The sequence below is a fragment of the Polynucleobacter sp. P1-05-14 genome (assembly GCF_018881675.1).
Classification (GTDB): Bacteria; Pseudomonadota; Gammaproteobacteria; order Burkholderiales; family Burkholderiaceae; genus Polynucleobacter.
In genome coordinates, this window is the sequence record NZ_JACVPV010000008.1 from 1 (window position 1) to 20,174 (window position 20,174).

20 protein-coding genes and 1 tRNA gene are annotated in these 20,174 nt (G+C 46.4%); 10 read left to right on the forward strand and 11 right to left on the reverse strand.

Annotated features, from left to right (window positions below; genetic code table 11):
- Positions 1-287: 287 nt before the first annotated feature.
- Positions 288-593 carry a hypothetical protein gene (locus tag ICN37_RS11545; RefSeq protein WP_255538479.1) on the reverse strand — a complete coding sequence of 102 codons (306 nt, stop codon included), beginning with the start codon at positions 591-593 and terminating at the stop codon, positions 288-290.
- On the opposite strand from ICN37_RS11545, the gene ICN37_RS11550 reads away from it, so the two are divergent.
- Genes ICN37_RS11550 through ICN37_RS05915 form a run of 3 tightly spaced genes read left to right on the forward strand, consistent with a single transcriptional unit; the run spans position 514 to position 2,761 of the window.
- Positions 514-681 (forward strand): DUF3489 domain-containing protein, encoded by a 168-nt coding sequence (locus ICN37_RS11550; RefSeq protein WP_255538474.1) that lies wholly within the window; start codon positions 514-516, stop codon positions 679-681. The genes ICN37_RS11545 and ICN37_RS11550 overlap by 80 nt on opposite strands.
- Positions 647-1,081 (forward strand): DUF2924 domain-containing protein, encoded by a 435-nt coding sequence (locus ICN37_RS05910; RefSeq protein ID WP_216155590.1) that lies wholly within the window; start codon positions 647-649, stop codon positions 1,079-1,081. Before ICN37_RS11550 ends, ICN37_RS05910 begins: the two co-directional genes overlap by 35 nt.
- A 9-nt stretch (positions 1,082-1,090) precedes the next feature.
- Positions 1,091-2,761, forward strand: coding sequence for a recombinase family protein (locus tag ICN37_RS05915; protein WP_216155593.1), 1,671 nt, complete (start codon positions 1,091-1,093; stop codon positions 2,759-2,761).
- 160 nt (positions 2,762-2,921) lie between these two features.
- On the opposite strand, the gene ICN37_RS05920 is transcribed toward ICN37_RS05915, so the two are convergent.
- Positions 2,922-3,011, reverse strand: a tRNA-Ser gene (locus tag ICN37_RS05920).
- Positions 3,012-3,147: 136 nt separating this feature from the next.
- Between ICN37_RS05920 and ICN37_RS05925 the strand changes: the two genes are divergently transcribed.
- Together ICN37_RS05925 and ICN37_RS05930 are read left to right on the forward strand one after the other, a co-directional pair.
- Positions 3,148-3,393 (forward strand): AbrB/MazE/SpoVT family DNA-binding domain-containing protein, encoded by a 246-nt coding sequence (locus ICN37_RS05925; RefSeq protein ID WP_072583827.1) that lies wholly within the window; start codon positions 3,148-3,150, stop codon positions 3,391-3,393.
- Positions 3,393-3,815, forward strand: coding sequence for a type II toxin-antitoxin system VapC family toxin (locus ICN37_RS05930; RefSeq protein WP_216155595.1), 423 nt, complete (start codon positions 3,393-3,395; stop codon positions 3,813-3,815). Before ICN37_RS05925 ends, ICN37_RS05930 begins: the two co-directional genes overlap by 1 nt.
- Here the strand turns inward: ICN37_RS05930 and serS are convergent.
- From serS to ICN37_RS05945, 3 genes are read right to left on the reverse strand one after another with little or no spacing between them, the layout of a single operon-like run.
- Positions 3,812-5,122, reverse strand: coding sequence for a serine--tRNA ligase (gene serS / locus ICN37_RS05935; protein ID WP_216155598.1), 1,311 nt, complete (start codon positions 5,120-5,122; stop codon positions 3,812-3,814). The genes ICN37_RS05930 and serS overlap by 4 nt on opposite strands.
- Before the next feature lie 48 nt (positions 5,123-5,170).
- Positions 5,171-5,902 (reverse strand): outer membrane lipoprotein carrier protein LolA, encoded by a 732-nt coding sequence (locus tag ICN37_RS05940; protein ID WP_255538475.1) that lies wholly within the window; start codon positions 5,900-5,902, stop codon positions 5,171-5,173.
- Positions 5,862-8,174: a DNA translocase FtsK gene (locus ICN37_RS05945; protein WP_216155601.1), complete on the reverse strand. Its 2,313-nt coding sequence runs from the start codon at positions 8,172-8,174 to the stop codon at positions 5,862-5,864. Before ICN37_RS05945 ends, ICN37_RS05940 begins: the two co-directional genes overlap by 41 nt.
- Before the next feature lie 39 nt (positions 8,175-8,213).
- On the opposite strand from ICN37_RS05945, the gene trxB reads away from it, so the two are divergent.
- Complete coding sequence (gene trxB / locus ICN37_RS05950) at positions 8,214-9,170, forward strand: thioredoxin-disulfide reductase (protein WP_216155604.1); 957 nt, start codon at positions 8,214-8,216, stop codon at positions 9,168-9,170.
- A 112-nt stretch (positions 9,171-9,282) separates the two neighbouring features.
- Here the strand turns inward: trxB and ICN37_RS05955 are convergent, their stop codons facing one another.
- Positions 9,283-11,343, reverse strand: coding sequence for a sodium-translocating pyrophosphatase (locus tag ICN37_RS05955; protein ID WP_216155607.1), 2,061 nt, complete (start codon positions 11,341-11,343; stop codon positions 9,283-9,285).
- A 182-nt stretch (positions 11,344-11,525) separates the two neighbouring features.
- On the opposite strand from ICN37_RS05955, the gene ppa reads away from it, so the two are divergent.
- From ppa to ICN37_RS05970, 3 genes are all read left to right on the forward strand, one after another.
- Positions 11,526-12,062: an inorganic diphosphatase gene (gene ppa, locus ICN37_RS05960; protein ID WP_216155610.1), complete on the forward strand. Its 537-nt coding sequence runs from the start codon at positions 11,526-11,528 to the stop codon at positions 12,060-12,062.
- A 34-nt stretch (positions 12,063-12,096) separates the two neighbouring features.
- Entirely contained in the window at positions 12,097-13,716 is a 1,620-nt protein-coding gene (locus tag ICN37_RS05965; RefSeq protein WP_216155613.1) for an NAD+ synthase, read from the forward strand.
- A 70-nt stretch (positions 13,717-13,786) separates the two neighbouring features.
- Positions 13,787-14,125: a P-II family nitrogen regulator gene (locus tag ICN37_RS05970; protein WP_216155615.1), complete on the forward strand. Its 339-nt coding sequence runs from the start codon at positions 13,787-13,789 to the stop codon at positions 14,123-14,125.
- A gap of 60 nt (positions 14,126-14,185) precedes the next feature.
- Here ICN37_RS05970 and ICN37_RS05975 read toward each other — a convergent pair whose 3' ends face one another.
- A complete protein-coding gene (locus ICN37_RS05975) occupies positions 14,186-15,223 on the reverse strand; it encodes a helix-turn-helix domain-containing protein (protein WP_216155618.1) in 1,038 nt (345 codons plus the stop codon).
- Between the two features lie 78 nt (positions 15,224-15,301).
- A complete protein-coding gene (locus tag ICN37_RS05980) occupies positions 15,302-15,931 on the reverse strand; it encodes a response regulator transcription factor (RefSeq protein ID WP_216155621.1) in 630 nt (209 codons plus the stop codon).
- A gap of 229 nt (positions 15,932-16,160) precedes the next feature.
- On the opposite strand from ICN37_RS05980, the gene ilvD reads away from it, so the two are divergent.
- Complete coding sequence (gene ilvD / locus ICN37_RS05985) at positions 16,161-17,852, forward strand: dihydroxy-acid dehydratase (protein ID WP_215320294.1); 1,692 nt, start codon at positions 16,161-16,163, stop codon at positions 17,850-17,852.
- 85 nt (positions 17,853-17,937) lie between these two features.
- Here ilvD and ICN37_RS05990 read toward each other — a convergent pair whose 3' ends face one another.
- The 3 genes from ICN37_RS05990 to ICN37_RS06000 are packed head-to-tail and all read right to left on the reverse strand — an operon-like array spanning position 17,938 to position 20,172.
- Positions 17,938-18,414 carry a copper chaperone PCu(A)C gene (locus ICN37_RS05990; RefSeq protein ID WP_216155624.1) on the reverse strand — a complete coding sequence of 159 codons (477 nt, stop codon included), beginning with the start codon at positions 18,412-18,414 and terminating at the stop codon, positions 17,938-17,940.
- Between the two features lie 37 nt (positions 18,415-18,451).
- Complete coding sequence (locus tag ICN37_RS05995) at positions 18,452-18,928, reverse strand: TlpA disulfide reductase family protein (protein WP_216155627.1); 477 nt, start codon at positions 18,926-18,928, stop codon at positions 18,452-18,454.
- Positions 18,925-20,172: a sialidase family protein gene (locus tag ICN37_RS06000; RefSeq protein WP_216155630.1), complete on the reverse strand. Its 1,248-nt coding sequence runs from the start codon at positions 20,170-20,172 to the stop codon at positions 18,925-18,927. The genes ICN37_RS05995 and ICN37_RS06000 overlap by 4 nt, the downstream gene beginning before the upstream one ends.
- Between the last annotated feature and the right edge of the window lie 2 nt (positions 20,173-20,174).

Consider the following 20,174-nt stretch of genomic DNA (forward strand, 5'->3'; position numbering starts at 1 on the left):
TAAAAAATCACAAATTACCAAAACAGAATTGCTGGCTCAGCCAGAAGCGTTTGATTGAAGGCCAAAACCCGTGTACACGCTTTAAATCTAAATCAATGGAAGTATTTTGGGTTTTTACACAGCCTCGGCCGTTCTCTGCCCTCTGAACTGTCAATATCGCTGATTTTGAGCGGCCCTTATTGGATCTAAAGCGGACTTTCCCCTTTATATCCAGAAAACAGTCAGATTAGAGCCACTCTCCAATAATTGACTTGATGTGTCAGCCCTTCAGAGCGTTACTAGTGTTGTTATCCCAATAGTGGGATAACAACACCAGGAGCAATCATGCGCAATGCAACAAACAAAAAAGTAATAACCAAATCAGTCAAATTAGCACCCAATAAGACAATTGTTAAAAAAGCAATAACAACAAACTCAAAACCAAAAGAGCTTAAGTTAACCACCCCGTTGACTAGCTCGGCTCTAGTAATACCAACGTCACCCAAGACCAAACAATCCCAACTCATTGCCCTGTTGAGAAGTCCCAACGGCGCAACCATCAATGAGTTGATGCTAGCTACTGGATGGCAAGCGCATTCGATACGAGGCGTCATTAGCGGAGTGATTAAAAAGCGTCTAGGGCTGACTGTGATTAGCGAGAAGTTAGATGGCAATCATTGCTATCGCATTGAAGGAGCCTAAGTTTATGCAAGCGCAACTTGAAGAGCTCAAGACACTTAATCGAGAGCAATTAGCAAACCGCTGGCAAATCTGCTTTGGGGTACCAGCACCCCATCTTTGTCGCACGCCACTGATGCGACAAGCGATTAGTTGGCATCTTCAAACTAATGCATTGGGTGGCCTGAGTTTGCTGGAGAAGCGTCAGATCCAATCAGGCTCAAGCAATCAAAATACGACAGCAAGTATCGGCTCACGCCTGATTCGAGTGTGGCAAGGCAAAACCCATCAGGTCACAGTTCTGGAGAGTGGTTACCAATATGAGAACCAAATCTGGAAGAGTCTATCTGCAATAGCAAAACATATCACCGGCACCCCTTGGTCTGGACCGGTGTTCTTTGGACTCAAGAAGACAGGTAAGTGAGAAGCCGCTATGACTAAGCTCAACTTACGCTGCGCCATCTACACCCGCAAATCTTCCGAGGAAGGTTTGGAGCAAGGCTTTAATTCTTTAGACGCTCAAAGGGAGGCCTGTGAGGCCTTTGTATTATCCCAGCAGCATGAGGGCTGGAAACTCGTTCCCACCTTTTACGATGATGGCGGGTATTCCGGTGGCAATATGGAGCGCCCCGCTCTCAAGCAATTGCTGAGTGATATCGACCAGAAAAAGATTAATGTCGTAGTCGTTTATAAAGTTGATCGTTTAACCAGATCACTAGCAGACTTTGCCAAGATTGTGGAGCAGTTTGATGCCAAGGGCATCTCCTTTGTCTCGGTGACTCAGCAATTTAATACGACATCATCTATGGGGCGATTGACCCTCAATGTTCTTTTGTCTTTTGCTCAGTTTGAGCGGGAGGTGACTGGTGAACGTATTCGGGACAAGATTGCCGCTTCAAAAGCTAAGGGGATGTGGATGGGTGGAACCCCTCCTATGGGTTACATTCCAAAAGAGCGCACTCTAGAGATTGAGCCCCAAGGCGCTGCATTAATCAAACTCATTTATGAGCAGTATTTGGCCATTGGGGATGTGCGACGCTTAAAGCTCTATCTGGATCGACAAGGCATCCGTAGCCCCGTGAGTACCTCGATTGCCGGCAGATGCTATGGCGGGGTCTACCTAGGTCGTGGTCAGCTCTATCGGCTGCTATCGAACCCCATTTACTTGGGGAAAATCGTTCATAAGGAGCAAATCTTCCCAGGCCAGCATCCGGCAATCATTGACCAGAATCTTTGGGATCGGGTGCAAGCTAAATTAAGCAGCAACTTGCAAGGCCACAAACTCAGGCAAAGCGCTCCTTCCGATAGTTTACTCACGGGACTCGTGTTTGATGATGCGGGTCATCGCTTGGTTCCTTCACACAGTCAAAAACACTCTAAGCGCTACCGCTACTATCTGTCTAAGCCCTTGGTGACCCAAAGTAGAGGTGATGCTCCTAAGGGCCTGCGCATACCCGCAGATGACTTAGAAAAAGTAGTGATTGATGAACTGTGTCATTGGCTGCGAGATACCAATCCCTTGGTTGATAGCCTCTCAATTGATCCACAGGATATGCAAAGCTTTGCCGAGCACACTCTAAGAATTGCTGATCAACTTCAAGTTGCCAATACTGAGCGCTATCAATGGATTCAGCAACTGATTACCAAAGTGATTGTGAGTAGCAAGTCCATCACATTAGAAATGAATCCTACTCCGCTTCAATTAGATATCTCATTCCATGCAAATGAAGTGCAAACCATTTGCCTTCAAGTTCCCATACAAATTAATCGCTGTGGCTTTGCGATGCGCCTGATCATTGATGGCAATCAAACAGTTGGGCAAGCGCCTGATCAGCGATTGATCGCTTCGATCCGTAAAGCGCAAGATTGGTTAGGGCAATTAACGTCCGGTAAAACTACTTCGCTTGGAGCCATTGCAAAAGCGGAAGGTGTCACTACTACCCATGTGACTAACATCATCAACCGCGCTTTTTTAGCGCCCGATATTGTGCGAATGATTATGAATGGCACGCAGCCCGCTACACTCACTTCAGATTTACTCAAGAGAGTCTTGCCACTTCCTCTAGATTGGGAAGAACAACGTCAGTTACTGGGCTTTAACTAGGGCAAAGCCAACCGTCTTTCATGCTCGCTGAGAGAAGTACCCAATAGAGGCTAAAAACATGCAGCAAGCCAACCGCAGAGAATATAAAAAACCAAAAAGCCCCGCGTTTGGCGGGGCTATTAGCAAAATACCTATATAAATCAATAACTTATAGAATAAATGGCGGAGAGGGTGGGATTCGAACCCACGGTAGGTTTGACCCTACGCTTGATTTCGAGTCAAGTACATTCGACCACTCTGCCACCTCTCCGAACCGAGAAATCATTATAGCCAGCGATACATAAAGCCATATAGGCAATATTGACTTAAAAATGGCTAGCCAAAAGAGCTCAGTCTCTTTAATATAGATATACATATATGTATATCTATATTAAAGAGGTTAAAACATGAATATTCAAATTTCAAAGTGGGGTAATAGCCTAGCGCTTCGGATTCCCGCTGCATTCATTAAAGAAATCCAACTAAAGGATGGGGATAAGGTTGAAGCAACCCTATCGAAGGATGGTTCACTAATTATTAGGCCGCAAAAATTAGATCGCAAAGCGATTGCAGCAGATCTTAGAGCATTTAGAGCTACTTTAAAGATGGGTAAATCAGTGATGGATGAAGTTCGCTCAGGGGCGCGCTACTAATGATTTATGTTGATACCAGTATCTTAGTGGCTTTATGCACAACAGAAGAAAAGAGTGCCGCTGTTGACACGTGGCATGAAAACAGCTCCACAAAAATGATTTCATCTACTTGGGCATTTACAGAATTCTCTAGCGCACTTAGTCTAAAGGTCAGAACCAATCAAATAACTGAAAAACAGAGTCGTGAAGCTTGGAAAAAATTTGACAGTCTTTGCCAAAACGATATTGAACTAATGCCCATTGAGAGCAAAACGTATTACTCTGCTGGGATTTTAGTTGTTGATAGCAAATCAAATCTCAGGGCTGGCGACGCACTTCATCTTGCCGCCGCAAAGCAATTCAAATCTAAATCTTTGGCAACTCTTGATAAAGTTTTAGCAAAAAATGTTGCTAGAGTAAAAATTAAAGCCGTTTTAATTTAATTCGGCTTTAATATCTCTAAGCCACCTAAGTAAGGTTGTAGTGCCTTCGGAATAGCAATACTGCCATCTACTTGTTGCTTGTTCTCAAGTAATGCAACCAACGCCCTACCAACTGCAAGACCTGAACCATTTAAGGTATGCACCAATTCTGGCTTGCCTTGACCCGCTTTAAATCTGGCTTGCATCCGTCTTGCCTGGAAATCACCCATGCTGGAGCATGAGCTAATTTCTCTGTAGGCTTTTTGTGAAGGGACCCAAACCTCTAAGTCATAAGTCTTGGTACTACCAAAACCCATATCACCGGTGCAGAGTAATACTTTTCTGTAAGGTAACTCAAGCAATTCCAGAATACGCTCAGCGTGGCCCGTGAGCTCTTCCAAGGCTTGCATGGAATCTTCTGGCTTAGTAATTTGTACTAACTCAACTTTGTCAAACTGATGCTGACGAATCATGCCTCGGACATCGCGACCATAGCTACCAGCTTCTGAACGGAAACATGGTGTATGAGCCACAAACTTCATTGGTAAGCTATCTGCGTTAACGATTTCGTCTCGGACTAAATTCGTTACAGGCACTTCTGCAGTTGGGATAAGGTAAAAGTTTTCAGTCTTAGCTTCACCGCCCTCGTCTTCACCGCCCATTTGACGGGGAACCTTAAATAGATCCTCTTCAAACTTCGGCAACTGACCAGTACCGCGCATAGAAGCAGCATTCACCATGTAAGGCGCATACACCTCTTGATAATGGTGATCTGTAGCATGAGTATCAATCATGAATTGCGCCAAAGCGCGGTGCAATCTAGCAATCGGCCCCTTGAGAACCACAAAGCGTGAGCCGCTAATTTTGGCTGCTACTTCAAAGTCCAGGCCCAGGGGGCCACCCAAATCAACGTGATCTTTAATCTCAAAATCAAAAATCGGCTCTTCACCCCAACGCTTTACTTCTTTGTTTTCTGTTTCATCTTTTCCAGCAGGCACAGACTCATCTGGCAGATTCGGAATACCCATCAAGAAATCAGCAATCTCTGCTTGCAAGGTGCCCAATCTGGCTGCACCAGATTCCATATCAGCATTAACGCCTGCAACTTCAGCCATCTCGGCAGAGGCATCCTCACCCTTACCTTTTTTCATACCAATGGCTTTAGATAGCTGATTGCGCTTGGCTTGCAATACTTCAGTACGGGTTTGCAAAGATTTACGCTCAGATTCCAAGGCATTGAATTTCTCAACGTCGAGTTGGAATTTGCGAGTCGCTAAACGTGCAGCAACTGCGGTGATATCTTTACGGAGTAATTGCGGATCAATCATGTGATGCTCTGTAGATTAGGAGTTCTAGGTTTTAGTTTTATACGGGCTCTAGTTTAAGCGCAAGACTTCGGCTCCGGCTGGCGGAGTGAAAGTAAAGCGATTGGCGGGCAAATTAACATTGAGTTGGATCTTATCCAAAGTCACCAGGACCACGCTTCCAAGCCCATCGGTTAACTCCAAAGCTTTCGGTAAGCCATTAGCCATGCCAATCGAGATCTTTGTATAAGGCAGGTCATTTTTATTCTTGGCATTGGGATCTTTCTTAGGAATCAAAGCTACCCACTTCATTCCTAAACGCTCTTCGCCTTCAACCAAGTCAAAATGCTGTTCTAGTGAAGTCTCACCAAACAGAATAGCCGCCGGCGTCGAAGCTAAGGCCTGACCCGCTGGACGAAAAGTCGCCTGGTTTAAATCTTTATCCCATAAGATTAGTTGCTTGCCATCAGCAATTAACTTTTGCTCGTAAGGCTTTTGGGTATCCCAGATAAATCTTCCTGGACGCTGAAATACAAAATGACCTTGGGTTTGACGGAGGACTTTCAAGCCCTTGTCTTGTGATTCATTGGCTTTAGGTGCACGTAACTGCTGCTGCATAAAATCCCCTTCAGCAGTTTTAGAGTTCCGTACAAATTGACGCAACTGCTCTGAGCCACTTTCACTTTGCGAATGAGTGACGCCTGAAAACAGAATGGCTGTTCCAAGCAATACTGCAGATAAGAATCTTTGCAAAATGGCTGCCTTACTCTGAAGGGCGATGAAGAATCTCGCGATTACCGCCATTACCCATCTTAGATACAAGTCCTGCTTTTTCCATATCCTCGAGTAGGCGTGCAGCACGGTTGTAACCAATGCGCAGGTGACGCTGGACTAATGAGATCGATGGGCGTTTATTTTCTAGAACAATAGCAACGGCTTGGTCATAAAGAGGATCCGCCTCACCACCACCCTCGCCAGTCAATGCATCCACATTGGATTCGTCAGCACCTTCAAGGACGCCATCAATATAGTTGGCTTCGCCCTTCTCCTTGAGCCACTCCACTACGCGGTGCACTTCATCATCCGATACGAATGCGCCATGAACACGAACTGGCAAACCGGTACCTGGCGCCATATAGAGCATGTCACCCATACCGAGCAATGCTTCCGCGCCCTGCTGATCCAAAATCGTACGACTATCAATCTTGCTGCTGACTTGGAATGAGATACGGGTTGGTACGTTGGCTTTAATTAAACCAGTAATGACGTCAACGCTTGGGCGTTGTGTTGCTAATACCAAATGAATACCTGCAGCACGAGCCTTTTGCGCAATACGGGCAATCAACTCTTCAATCTTCTTGCCCGATACCATCATCAAGTCAGCCAACTCATCAATCACGATGACGATGACCGGTGCTTTATAGATTGGCTCTGGATCATCTGGAGTTAAGCTAAATGGATTGGTGAGCTTCTCACCTTTCTCTTCGGCTTCCAGAATTTTTTTATTAAAGCCAGCTAGGTTACGTACGCCAAACTTACTCATCAGTTTGTAACGGCGCTCCATCTCATTTACCGCCCAGTTAAGTGCGTTGTATGCCTGCTTCATATCCGTTACAACTGGGCACAACAAATGCGGGATCTTGTCGTAGATGGCCATCTCGAGCATCTTCGGATCAATCATGATCAAACGCACTTCATCAGGCTTAGCCTTAAAGAGTAGCGACAGAATCATGGCATTGATACCCACGGACTTACCAGCGCCGGTAGTACCCGCAACCAAGCAGTGAGGCATCTTCGCTAAATCAGCCACCATTGGGCTGCCAGAGATGTCTTTACCTAAAGCTAAAGTCAGTAAAGAATGGTTGTCGTTATAAACCTGCGAAGTCAGAATCTCTGACAAGTAAACCGACTGGCGTGTTGGGTTTGGTAACTCCAAAGCCATACAAGTTTTGCCAGGGATGGTTTCTACAACACGCATACTGACAACACCTAGTGAGCGTGCTAAGTCACGTGAGAGATTCACGATCTGACTGCCCTTCACACCAATAGCTGGATCAATCTCGTAGCGAGTCACTACTGGGCCAGGATAGGCGGCAATCACTTTTACTTGAACATTAAACTCGGCTAACTTGCGTTCAATTAAGCGCGAAGTAAATTCCAACACGTCAGCAGAGATAGTTTCTTTTGCTTCGGGTACTGGATCAAGCAATGCGAGCGGTGGTAATTCTGAATCAGGAATATCCACAAACAATGGCTGCTGTTTCTCGCGCTCTACACGAGCACTCTTCGGAATTTCAATTGGAGCACGAACGATTTGCACTGGCGCTGCAACCTCAACGCGTCCGCGGAACTCTTCTACAAACTCTTCACGCTCTTCAGCAGCAACTTCACCTAACTTACGGTCTTCTTCGCTGTCGCGACGTTCACGAATGCGGTGATAAGTCACCTCCAAGAAACGCCCTACTTTTTCAGCCACATCCAGCCAGGAGAAATGCAAGAACAAAGACAGGCCAGCACAAAGGCCAAATAGGAGCACCAGAGTGGAACCGGTAAATCCAAGAGACATTTGCAATGGATCACCAATCAGCTCACCCAAAATACCGCCAGGAGGTCTAGGGAGCTCCCAGGACAGCGAATGCATACGGATGGACTCCAAACCCATACTGCAGACGAGAGTCAGTCCAAAGCCTAACCAACGCATTAGTAGAGAGTCTGGCTTAGCATCTGGATCTGGTGGCAAAGGTATGCTCCAAAGCTCGCGCCAGCCATTTAAGACGCGGCGCCCAAAGAGAGCAACCCACCAAAAGGCAGAAATACCAAAGATATACAGCATTAAATCGGCTAAATAGGCCCCAAAACGACCCCCCAGATTCTTGGGAGCCTCAAAACTGGCATGGGACCAGGCTGGATCAGCCTTGGAATAGGTCAGCAAAATGGCAAATAAGCCCAGGCACAAGCCTAGAGAGATGAACCAGCGAGCCTCCAATAATAGGCGGGGCATCCTGCCCTGCTGGCCATTATCTGGGGGCTGGGGGCTTATTGGGGCCTTAGACTTCGGGTATGCGGTTCTTGCCATGTTCTACCGATTGTAATCAAGCAAATCTATAATTTGAATATGACTACAAATACCCCAAAACACTCCAAAGTTCTGATCCTCGGATCTGGCCCTGCTGGCTATACAGCAGCCGTCTACGCAGCCCGAGCTAATCTAAACCCCACCCTCATCACTGGCCTAGCTCAGGGCGGTCAATTAATGACCACTACTGACGTCGAAAACTGGCCTGCAGATGCCGATGGTGTTCAAGGCCCAGAACTAATGGAGCGTTTTTTAAAGCATGCCGAACGCTTTAATACTGAAATCATTTTTGACCATATTCATACGGCAGCTCTGAAAGAAAAACCAATTCGCTTAGTTGGCGACTCTGGAACCTATACCTGCGATGCCTTGATTATTTCCACTGGCGCTTCTGCTCAATATATTGGCTTACCCAGTGAGGAAGCCTTTATGGGTCGCGGCGTTTCTGGTTGTGCAACTTGCGATGGCTTCTTCTACCGCAATCAAGATGTTTGTGTAGTCGGTGGTGGTAATACTGCTGTTGAAGAAGCGCTATACCTCACCGGCATTGCTAAAAAAGTTACCGTGATTCATCGTCGCGATAAGTTCCGTGCTGAACCAATCTTGAATGATCGCCTCATGGCAAAAGTTGCCGAAGGCAAAGTGGAGCTGAAACTGAACTCTACTCTCGAAGAAGTTCTGGGCGATGAAAAAGGCGTTACTGGCGTACGCATCAAGAAACAAGACGGCAGCACTGAAGACCTTGCTGTAACCGGTGCCTTTATTGCTATTGGTCACAAGCCAAATACCGAACTCTTTGTTGGTCAGCTCGACATGAACAATGGCTACCTCAAGACCCATTCAGGCCTTGAAGGCAATGCCACTGCTACTAATATCCCTGGCGTGTTTGCTGCTGGCGATGTGCAAGACCATATCTACCGTCAAGCGATTACCAGTGCTGGCACAGGCTGTATGGCCGCATTGGATGCGCAGCGTTACTTGGAAACATTGGAGTAAGTTTTTTTTGCCTAGAACTTTAAATAAGTATGAAATAAAAAAACGCCTAGCATTGCTAGGCGTTTTGTTTGCTGCAGTCTGATTGCTACTGCATTTAATGACTACTCATTACTTAACGAGAGGCCATTGGCAAGAGTGGCACGATGAGTAATGCCACGATATTGATGATCTTAATGAGTGGGTTAACGGCAGGGCCCGCAGTATCTTTGTAAGGGTCGCCAACGGTATCGCCAGTCACTGCCGCTTTGTGAGCTTCAGAACCTTTGCCGCCGAAGTGACCTTCTTCGATATATTTCTTGGCGTTATCCCAAGCACCACCACCGGTACACATCGAGATCGCTACGAATAAGCCAGTCACAATAGTTCCCATGAGCAAACCACCCAATGCTGCAGGTCCTAACAAGAGACCAACTACAACTGGGGCTACTACTGGCAAGAGGGAAGGAACGATCATCTCTTTAATAGCTGCAGAAGTCAGCATATCGACAGCTTTGCCGTACTCTGGCTTTGCAGTGCCTTCCATGATTCCAGGGATATAACGGAACTGACGGCGCACCTCTTCTACCACCGCACCAGCACAACGACCTACTGCTTCCATCGCCATCGCACCAAACAAGTAAGGAATCATGCCGCCGATAAAGAGGCCAATGATGACCATGTGATTGGACAAGTCAAAAGACACCTGTTGGCCCATACCCTCTAAAGCATGGGTGTAGTCAGCAAAGAGCACGAGCGATGCCAAACCAGCTGAACCAATTGCATAGCCTTTAGTAACTGCTTTAGTAGTGTTGCCAACCGCATCCAATGGATCGGTAATATCGCGAACAGATTGTGGCAAGCCTGCCATCTCTGCAATACCACCAGCATTATCTGTAATTGGGCCATATGCATCAAGCGCAACCACAATACCTGCCATGGACAACATGGCTGTTGCTGCAATTGCAATGCCATATAAACCAGCCAACCAATACGCTGCAAAAATCGCTGCACAAACAAAGAGCACTGGGTAAGCAGTTGACTTCATCGAAATACCTAAGCCAGCAATAATGTTAGTACCGTGACCTTTGGTTGAAGCTTCAGCAATATGCTGCACTGGCTTGAACTGGGTACCGGTGTAGTACTCGGTAATCCATACCAAACCTGCTGTAAGCAACAAGCCCACTACAGTTGAACCAAACAAACGCCATTGGCTACCAGGAATACCTAATGCGTCGTCCGGCATGATGAAATTGGTTACGAAGTAGAAGGCAATCAGCGACAGACCACCAGCAATGATCAACCCCTTGTACAAAGCAGGCATCACATTTTTCATGCCAGGTGTTGCTTTTACAAACGAGCAACCAATGATGGAGGCGATGATAGAAACGCCACCCAGCACTAATGGATAAATAATTGCAGCAACTGGTGCGCTAGAAACCATTAAGGATCCCAGCACCATGGTTGCAATCAGCGTAACCGCGTAAGTTTCGAATAAGTCCGCCGCCATACCTGCGCAGTCACCAACGTTGTCGCCAACGTTATCAGCAATCACCGCAGGATTACGTGGATCATCTTCCGGAATCCCAGCCTCAACCTTACCGACCAGGTCAGCGCCAACGTCTGCACCCTTAGTAAAGATGCCGCCACCTAAACGCGCAAAGATCGAAATCAAGGAAGAGCCGAACGCCAAACCAATCAGGGGATGCAATACAGAAGAGAGATCTTGTCCAGCACCAATCGATACAAGGAACATAAAGAAGAGGCCAACACCCAAGAGACCCAGTCCAACTACCAACATGCCGGTAATTGCGCCGCCTTTGAATGCCACATTGAGCGCTTCGTTCATACCCTTGGTGGCCGCTTCCGCTGTCCGCACGTTTGCGCGCACTGAGACATTCATACCAATAAAGCCACAAGCACCAGAAAGCACGGCGCCAATGACAAAGCCAATCGCGGTCGCAAAATCAAGGAAGAGCGCCATGAGAATGGTCAGAACCACCCCAACCACGGCAATCGTTTTATATTGGCGTGACAAATACGCTGCCGCACCCTGCTGAATCGCCTCGGCAATTTCTTGCATTTTGGCGTTGCCCGTACTCTGCCTCAAAATCCAGCCGCGCATCACAAAACCATAAATCACGGCGAGAACACCGCACGCTAAGGCAAAATACAAGCCTAAAGTGACATTACTCATGCTTGAACTCCCTAAAGTTAATCATTTGTTAATCTTTATTGTTTTGCATAACTCCACTTAGGTAGACCTGGTTTGCGAAAGCTTTAAACTATGGTCTTTAAGCTGTACCAGTATGTAACAGAATCACCCCTGCCACCCCTTGATAGGATCAGGGTATTTACTAATCATTATTCGGAGTATTTATGAGTCTCGACAAAGTCAAGCCAGGTAAAAAGATCCCTGAAAGTTTCAACGTCATTATTGAAATTCCAATGAACGCTGATCCAATCAAGTATGAAGTAGATAAAGAGAGTGGCGCAATTTTCGTTGACCGTTTTATGGGTACTGCAATGCACTATCCATGTAACTACGGATACATCAATAAAACGATTGCTGGTGATGGCGACCCCGTTGATGTTCTCGTGATTACTCCATTCCCGCTCATTCCTGGTGTTGTAGTGAGCTGCCGCGCAATTGGTGTTTTGCAAATGGAGGATGAAGGTGGTCAAGACGCTAAATTATTGGCTGTTCCAGAAGACAAAATTTTGCCCATCTACACACACTGGCAAAAACCAGAAGACATCAATCCATTGCGTCTAAACCAAATCCAACACTTCTTCGAGCACTACAAAGATCTCGAGCCAGGTAAGTGGGTAAAAGTAAGTGGCTGGGGTGGTGTTGCTGATGCTCATAAAGAAATTCTTGAAGGCATTGAGCGCTATAACAAAGAGAACAAGTAATTTTTTGTTTATTGAAAAGGCTTTGTGATTCGGAGTGAGCGCGCAGAAAGTTGCCTTAGCCCAAATCAACCCATTACTGGGTGATTTGGCTGGCAACGCGCAACTTATTCACAAAGCCGCTCTAGATGCCCACTCCCAAGGCGTCAAACTCGTAGTCACCCCGGAGCTCTCGCTCACCGGCTATCCCCCAGAAGACTTACTGCTCCGCCCTGCTTTTATTGAGGCAGCACTATTACAGCTCGAGCTCTTGATGAAAGAGCTAGCTCAGCATGCTGATCTGACTGTTATCGTCGGTCATCCCAAGCAAACATCCGCAGGTTTGCAAAACTACGCATCTGTTTTACGAAACGGCAAAGTCATTGCGGGCTACGCCAAACAAGAATTGCCTAACCATGAAGTATTTGATGAGGTTCGTTACTTCGTGCCCGGCAATCAAGCTTGTGTTTTTGAATGTGAAGGCATTCGCTATGGATTGATCTTGTGTGAAGATGCCTGGCATGCAGGTCCCGCCAAACAAGCGCATACCGCTGGCGCACAAGTATTGTTAGTCCCCAACGCCTCTCCTTACCACCTGCAAAAAGAAGCCTTACGTATTGAAGTGCTCCGTGGGCATATTGCACAAACTAAAATGCCGCTGGTTTACGTCAATGCTGTTGGCGGTCAAGATGAATTGGTTTTTGATGGCGGCTCATTTGCATTAAATAGTGATGGCAAAGTCGTGATGGCAATGCCTCAGTTTGAAACCGGCCTAGGCCTTGTTACAGTGACAGCATCTGGCGAGCTAGAAAAAGGTCTGATCACCCCACCCCAATCTGTTGAGGCGCAGGCTTATCAAGCGCTGGTCTTGGGTGTACGTGACTATGTCACTAAAAATCGCTTCCCTGGCGTGATTATTGGCCTATCTGGTGGCGTAGATTCAGCCCTGGTATTAGCAATTGCCGTGGATGCCTTAGGTGCAGATAAGGTACGCACCGTCATGATGGCCTCTCGCTATACAGCCGATATCTCTTGGATCGATGCAAGGGAGATGGCCAAGAACTTAGGCGTGCAATACGACGAGATTCCGATTAGTGGGCCAGTAGATGCTTTAGAAGCATCTCTGGCGGAGCAATTCAAAGGTTTAACAGTAGACGCTACCGAAGAGAATATTCAGGCACGCGTGCGTGGCACTCTGCTGATGGCCCTATCCAATAAAACAGGTCGACTCGTTTTGACTACAGGCAACAAGAGTGAAATGGCTGTTGGTTACTGTACGCTCTATGGCGATATGGCTGGTGGCTTTGCAGTCATTAAAGATATCGCCAAGACTTTGGTGTATCGCTTATGCGCCTATCGCAATAGTCTTGAGCTGGTTATTCCGGAGCGGATTTTGACCCGCGCACCTTCAGCAGAATTACGCCCTGATCAAAAAGATCAAGACAGCCTACCCTCTTATGAAGTGCTGGATGGCATTGTGGAGCGCTATATGGAGCAAAACCAATCGATTGCCCAAATCATTGCTGCAGGCTTTGATGCTGAGAGCGTAGAAAAAGTAACCCGCTTGATCAAGCTTAATGAATATAAGCGTCGCCAAGCCCCACCGGGAGTCCGCGTAACCACTCGCGCCTTTGGCCGCGATTGGCGCTACCCCATCACCTCACAATTTAGAGCGTAGAACGCTCAGTAGGTCGGTTTTTGGTATCTCAGAACAGATCTAGGTATGATTACTGCATTAGGGGGAGCAAATGAAACTAATTACAGCCATCATTAAGCCGTTCAAACTCGATGAGGTTCGCGAGTCATTGGCGGAAGTCGGGGTTACAGGTCTGACCGTTACTGAAGTTAAGGGCTTTGGCCGCCAAAAAGGCCATACCGAACTCTATCGTGGCGCTGAGTATGTAGTTGATTTTTTACCTAAAGTAAAAGTGGAAGCTGTGGTTTCTGATGACCGCGTTGAAGCTGCTATCGAAGCCATTACTAAAGCTGCGCGTACTGGCAAGATTGGTGATGGTAAGATTTTCGTGACTGCAGTAGAGCAAGTGATCCGTATTCGTACCGGTGAAACCGATAACGCAGCGGTATGAAAATAGAATTAACGTAACGTACTAATCCAGCGGCTTAACAAGCCGCTGTTTTTATTTGGATTAACGCAGTTGAGAGTCTGTAGAGACTGATGGAGCTGCAGGCTGAATAATTTCAGCCGGCTCCAAAATAATTGTCTTACTACTAGTATTACCAATGCGAACCTTCGCGCCCTGGTAATACAAATCCACTTGATTTAAACCGCCAGTAAGCACCTTCAATGGCGGCTTGCCATAAATACTCGCACCAACTCCTGGCTCTAGCATTTTGTTCTGGGTCTTACCGGTAGCATCCACCACACATACTGTTTGAGCAGTCTTTGATTGCAGATAAACCATGTCTCCCGCTTTTTTAGGGGCTTCGGGCTTGTAATTGAGTGCGGATGCATCTGCAGGTGGGCATTCAGCTGAAAGCGCCACTGGGGCTGGCTCCGGCATTACCGCTGGGGCTGGCTCCGGCATTACCGCTGGAGCTGGCTTCGCATCTGGTGCAGACTCTACAGGAGCAGGCTCTTGTGCCACTTCTTGAATCATCACCACTTCTTCTTTAACTGGCTCAGGAAAAAATAGGGGGCGCAAGTTCACAACAGAGAAAATTAATGCTGCGCCAATTGCCAAGAGTAAAAAAAGTTTCTTTTGAGGATTTTCTGAAGAGGTTGACTTCACGCGATAGTCAATAACATTGTCGGTAATTTTATTGGCATTACTCTTTTGAGCTTGTTGCTCTGTAACCTTTGCTGCTGGTGTAACGTACTTTACCTCTTTTACTTTTTCGGTCTTTATCTTTTTCTCTACCACAGAGGCTTTTGTCTCCTCCTGAAATTTCTCTTCAACATCAGTCGCTTTAACAGGCTGCGCGACACCAGAAAAATCAAATGCCTCTTCAGGTGTGAGATTGAGTAAACCAGCTACCTTTTTTGCTGCTGTGAATTTAACTTGATCGCCGTAAAAAGAGCTGCTTTCGCCATTTTCTATCTGCTCAATTTGGCGAACAGAAAGGCAAGTCATACCCGAAAGATCTTTTGTGCTGAGGCCAAGATTTTCTCTGGCCTTAGTAAATACCTCTTTACGAATCTCAGGGAGTTTGACTGGTTTATTCACTACGCGGTAACCATTTCATACGGAATCAATAAGATTGATAGTAATACCAAACCGTGACAAGAGTAATTAGCCACAAAGCTAGGTATTTAATGGATGGTTCTCAAGATTGGACTCAAGATACCTCTTCACCAGCACTTGTAGAGAATCCGCATGCATTTTGTCCATCACCCTAGCCTTATGGACCTTAATCGTGGCATCGGTGGTTCCTAGTTTTACGGCAATATCCTTGTTTAGAAGGCCCTTAACAAGCCATCCACATACTTCACGCTCCCTAGGAGTGAGGCTTTCATAATCTTTCTTAGCTTCAACATCCAAAGAAACCCTCTTTAGCTGGCGGGTATCAAAGTCGATTGCGTCCGCAACGGCTTTTAAGAGCTCTTCGAGATTAAATGGCTTAAATAAGAAATCTACCGCACCCCGCTTAAGACCTTGAACAATTTGGTGCGGATGGCTTTGACCACTCACAAATACGATGGGCGTTTTACGACCTAACTTTTGCAATTTTTCTTGTAAATCAAGGCCAGTCATGTCTGGCATCTGCATATCTAAGAGAATGACAGCCGGAGATACTGGAACTGATTTTTCTAAGAAAACGGTTGCAGACGCATAGTCATCGACGAGATAGCCTAATTCATGCAGCATTCTGGATAGAGAGATGCGAATTGACTCGTCATCATCAATTAGGTATACGTGGCCGACTTTAGTCATTGAATTCAAAGGAAAAAGTGATTGATAACTTAATGTACTGCACCCTCTTTTACTAAGCTATTAGCTCCTTAGCTAATATTTAGATCTAAATCAATGATTTCATTGACATTTTCATACTGCAGTGCAACATTTAAAGTAATTATGATGAACCCATCGATCCAGACCACCCTTAACCCATCTCACGGCACAATAGAGCCTTTCGACACAAACCTTTTCTGGAGTAATAAGCATGAAACGCCTTAATGAACGCTCGCGCATGGTCACCGAAGGGGTCGCTCGCGCACCTAATCGTTCGATGTATTACGCAATGGGTTACGAGGAAAAGGATTTCGTAAAGCCGATGGTTGGCGTTGCGAATGGCCACTCCACTATTACCCCATGTAATAGTGGTTTACAAAAATTAGCTGATGCTGCTGTTGAAGCTCTAGAAGCGGCCGGCGCAAAAGCACAAGTTTTTGGCACACCAACCGTTTCCGATGGCATTGGTATGGGTACTGAGGGCATGAAGTATTCGCTCGTTTCACGTGAAGTGATTGCTGACAGCATTGAAGTTTGCGTAAATGGTCTTTGGCAAGATGGCGTCGTTGTTATTGGTGGCTGTGATAAAAATATGCCAGGCGGCATGATGGCTTTAGCCCGCACCAATGTGCCCGGCATCTATGTCTATGGTGGCACGATTAAACCGGGTCATTACAAGGGCAAAGAACTCAATATTGTTTCTGCATTTGAAGCGGTTGGCGAATTTACTTCCGGTCGATTGAGTGAGGAAGATTTAAAAGGCGTGGAACAGCATGCCTGTCCAGGTAGCGGCTCTTGCGGTGGCATGTACACAGCGAACACCATGAGCTCTTCGTTTGAAGCTTTGGGTATGAGCTTGCCCTACTCCTCGACGATGGCGAACGTTGATGCTGAAAAAGTGGCAAGCGCTGCCGAATCAGCAAGAGTACTTGTTGAAGCAGTTAAAAATAACCTACGTCCACGCGACATCATCACCAAGAAATCCATTGAGAACGCTGTCAGTGTGATCATGGCAGTTGGTGGATCCACAAATGCCGTATTGCATTTCTTGGCTATCACCAGCGCAGCTGAAATCGATTGGACTATTGATGACTTTGAGCGCATTCGTAAGCGCGTTCCCGTGATCGTGGATATGAAACCATCTGGCACTTACCTTGCAACCGATTTGCATCAAGCTGGTGGCATTCCACAAGTCATGAAGATCTTGCTAGATGGCGGATTACTCCACGGTGACTGCATGACCATTACCGGCAAAACAATCGCCGAAGTGCTAAAAGATGTTCCGTCAGTACCGCGCGCTGATCAAAAAGTGATTCGCACCTTAGACAATCCTTTGTACAAACAAGGTCACTTGGCAATTTTGAAGGGTAATATCTCTCCAGAAGGTTGCGTCGCCAAGATTACTGGTCTCAAGAACCCATCGATTACTGGTCCAGCCCGAGTATTTGATTCTGAAGACGATGCCATGGCAGCCATCATGGCGCAGAAGATTAAGGATGGTGACATCGTGGTGATTCGTTATGAAGGCCCTAAAGGCGGTCCTGGTATGCGTGAAATGCTTGCCCCAACCTCCGCTCTCGTTGGCCAAGGTTTAGGCGAGTCTGTAGGCCTCATCACTGATGGCCGCTTCTCTGGTGGCACCTGGGGTATGGTTGTGGGTCACGTAGCTCCTGAAGCCTACGTAGGCGGCACAATTGCCCTCATTCATGAAGGTGACTCGGTAACGATTGATGCCCATCAACTACTGATTCAATTGAACGTTGATGAAGCAGAAATTGCCAAGCGTCGCGCAGCTTGGGTGCAACCTAAGCCTCGCTACACTCGTGGCTTATTAGCAAAATACGCTCGCCTTGCAAGCACTGCAAGTAAAGGTGCGGTAACTGACTTGAACTTGGGTGACTAAGTTCATTAAGTAAAAGCCTTAAAAGAAAAAGCCCCCAGGTAAAACTAGGGGCTTTTTTATTGCGTGTACCACCCAATCAATTGACTTAGTGCTTCATAGCTCCAGCGCCCATTGCATTAACTGGCATCTTGACCTCAACATCACCTGCCTTAGCAAACTTCAGCTTCACGGGAACGGTTTCACCTGCAGCTAATGGGGCTTTAATGTTCATAAACATCAGATGCAAGCCGCCGGGCTTTAATTCAACAGCGCCACCTGCTGGCACAGTAATATCTTTTACCTGACGCATCTTCATAACATTGCCCTCCATTGCCATCTCGTGGAGCTGCACTTCACCTGCAACAGTTGAGCTGGCAGAGATCAATTGATCAGTAGCGCCTTTATTTTCAATCTTCATAAAGCCACCGGCTACCTGCTGACCGGGAACTGTAGCACGGGTATAAGCATCTTCAATTTTGATAGCGTTAGTAGTGACGGTTTTGGAAACGTTTTGCGCCCGTGTCGTCCCTACGAAAGCCATCCCCGCAACGGCACAAAGTGTTACTAATAGTTTTGTCTTCATTTACATTCTCCCGGTAATTGATAAGCGATACATTTAATTATGGTTTAACTATCAAAGCTTTTTGTAATTGCTGAAAATCTACTAAGCCCGTTTTTCTGGAAGCTTTACCATTTTTATCAATCACTATGGTTGTAGGTGTTTCGCCATGCCATTTAGGATCGATTTCATAGCGCAGGCGCTCATCAAAAGGCGCTGCGACATAATAGTTATTAGCCTTATCCAGATTTGCTTTGCTCAACATTTTTTTTATCGACTCAATTGAGACATCATCAACCTGAATAAAAACTACTTTAGCGCTTGGATTGTTTTTGATAAAAAGACCCCACTGCGGCATCTCTTTAACGCAGGATGGGCAAGTCACCCCCCAAAAATTAATAGCCAGAGGTCCACCATTTGCGGCTTTGATGATGGATTTCCAATCTCCCACCTGATAAGGCTTCAAAGAAACTGGATCAGCGAAGGCAAACCCAGTCATTGAGAGAGTGAGAATAAAAATAAGCCAATATTTTTTCATTGCTTTTGTCCAATATTGATGAGTTGGTATCCATCATTACGCGTAAGCCAGGATAAAAATACTTGATTCCCTTGAGCTAGCAACAAGGGATGGTCACTGTACCCTGCTGTACTAGATAGTATTTTAGGAATTGCCCAAGTTTTTCCATCATCGCTAGATTCTTTTAAATATACGGATGATTGCACGCCATCAAACTCCTTCCATACCAACCAAACTTGCTGGCCCAATGCCAATAGATATGGCCTGGATACATTGGCAGTTTCAGCGCCTATGCGAGTAGGCTTGGAATAGGTGGCACCTTGGTTGGTGGAATTGGCATAAAACACTCCAGAGCGCTTGCTGCCTTGGGTATACCAAGCTACATGGTATGTGCCGGCGTTTGATACTGCTATGGACGGTCCATGATGTGGGCAAGCATCAGTTTTCCAGTTGTCATCAGCCACCTTACGGATTGGTCCAGCACCTGAAGCTAAAATCACTTGGCTAGCTTGATCCCGAACACCTCCGGGAAATATTGCCCTGTACGCTAGCACAGGATTATCTTTCGGATCAAGGCTACCACCGATGCGACAGCACTCACAACTACTCTCATTTGCAAAGCGTTCTGCCTGAAAGCTTTTGCCACCATCCTGAGAAAAAGAATAAGCAATTGAGCCGCCAAGACGATTTTGTCCACCCTGCTTGGCAGCAGAAACTAAACGCTTATCGATCCAAGAGATAAAAATATCGCCATCTGGCTTTATCAGAACCGATGGAAAACGCTGACTGGATCTGTCACTGACCAAGGGCTCTGGTTTAGTGAATGTCTTAGCCCCATCTGTCGATCTAGCAGTATTAATTTGCGCATTCCAACTAGTATCTTTGAAAAAAGCATACGCCAAAAAGATATTGCCTTGTTTATCAGCAACAATTTGCGGACGTGCATCAGCGCCAGCATCTAATGATTTACCGTGCTCAGCAATTTTGACTGCTGGTGAAAATGTTTTTCCCAAATCAGAAGACTGCGCAACAGCAACTACCCCACTTGCCGTCCATGCTAACAAGAGTTTTCCATCCTGCGTAAAAAATGGGGTTGCAGCATTGGCGCACTCCAAACCAGCTCCCTGACAGGCATTGCCAGGCTTTGCACTAACCATAGAAGAATGATCCATTTGCATTTGTGCCTGCGCAGGAAGGCTCAGCACTTCCAACAGAAGCGCTCCGAGCAATAAGAATCGATTAAAAGAGTATGGGGTCGGATTCATGA

What these genes read in the sequence shown, in the direction of transcription:
- ICN37_RS11545 (WP_255538479.1), bottom strand. Translation starts at nt 593, where the DNA reads ATGACGCCTCGTATCGAATGCGCTTGCCATCCAGTAGCTAGCATCAAC.
- ICN37_RS05910 (WP_216155590.1), top strand. Translation starts at nt 647, where the DNA reads ATGGCAATCATTGCTATCGCATTGAAGGAGCCTAAGTTTATGCAAGCG.
- ICN37_RS05915 (WP_216155593.1), top strand. Translation starts at nt 1,091, where the DNA reads ATGACTAAGCTCAACTTACGCTGCGCCATCTACACCCGCAAATCTTCC.
- ICN37_RS05925 (WP_072583827.1), top strand. Translation starts at nt 3,148, where the DNA reads ATGAATATTCAAATTTCAAAGTGGGGTAATAGCCTAGCGCTTCGGATT.
- ICN37_RS05930 (WP_216155595.1), top strand. Translation starts at nt 3,393, where the DNA reads ATGATTTATGTTGATACCAGTATCTTAGTGGCTTTATGCACAACAGAA.
- serS (WP_216155598.1), bottom strand. Translation starts at nt 5,122, where the DNA reads ATGATTGATCCGCAATTACTCCGTAAAGATATCACCGCAGTTGCTGCA.
- ICN37_RS05940 (WP_255538475.1), bottom strand. Translation starts at nt 5,902, where the DNA reads ATGGCGGTAATCGCGAGATTCTTCATCGCCCTTCAGAGTAAGGCAGCC.
- ICN37_RS05945 (WP_216155601.1), bottom strand. Translation starts at nt 8,174, where the DNA reads ATGGCAAGAACCGCATACCCGAAGTCTAAGGCCCCAATAAGCCCCCAG.
- trxB (WP_216155604.1), top strand. Translation starts at nt 8,214, where the DNA reads ATGACTACAAATACCCCAAAACACTCCAAAGTTCTGATCCTCGGATCT.
- ICN37_RS05955 (WP_216155607.1), bottom strand. Translation starts at nt 11,343, where the DNA reads ATGAGTAATGTCACTTTAGGCTTGTATTTTGCCTTAGCGTGCGGTGTT.
- ppa (WP_216155610.1), top strand. Translation starts at nt 11,526, where the DNA reads ATGAGTCTCGACAAAGTCAAGCCAGGTAAAAAGATCCCTGAAAGTTTC.
- ICN37_RS05970 (WP_216155615.1), top strand. Translation starts at nt 13,787, where the DNA reads ATGAAACTAATTACAGCCATCATTAAGCCGTTCAAACTCGATGAGGTT.
- ICN37_RS05980 (WP_216155621.1), bottom strand. Translation starts at nt 15,931, where the DNA reads ATGACTAAAGTCGGCCACGTATACCTAATTGATGATGACGAGTCAATT.
- ilvD (WP_215320294.1), top strand. Translation starts at nt 16,161, where the DNA reads ATGAAACGCCTTAATGAACGCTCGCGCATGGTCACCGAAGGGGTCGCT.
- ICN37_RS05990 (WP_216155624.1), bottom strand. Translation starts at nt 18,414, where the DNA reads ATGAAGACAAAACTATTAGTAACACTTTGTGCCGTTGCGGGGATGGCT.
- ICN37_RS05995 (WP_216155627.1), bottom strand. Translation starts at nt 18,928, where the DNA reads ATGAAAAAATATTGGCTTATTTTTATTCTCACTCTCTCAATGACTGGG.
- ICN37_RS06000 (WP_216155630.1), bottom strand. Translation starts at nt 20,172, where the DNA reads ATGAATCCGACCCCATACTCTTTTAATCGATTCTTATTGCTCGGAGCG.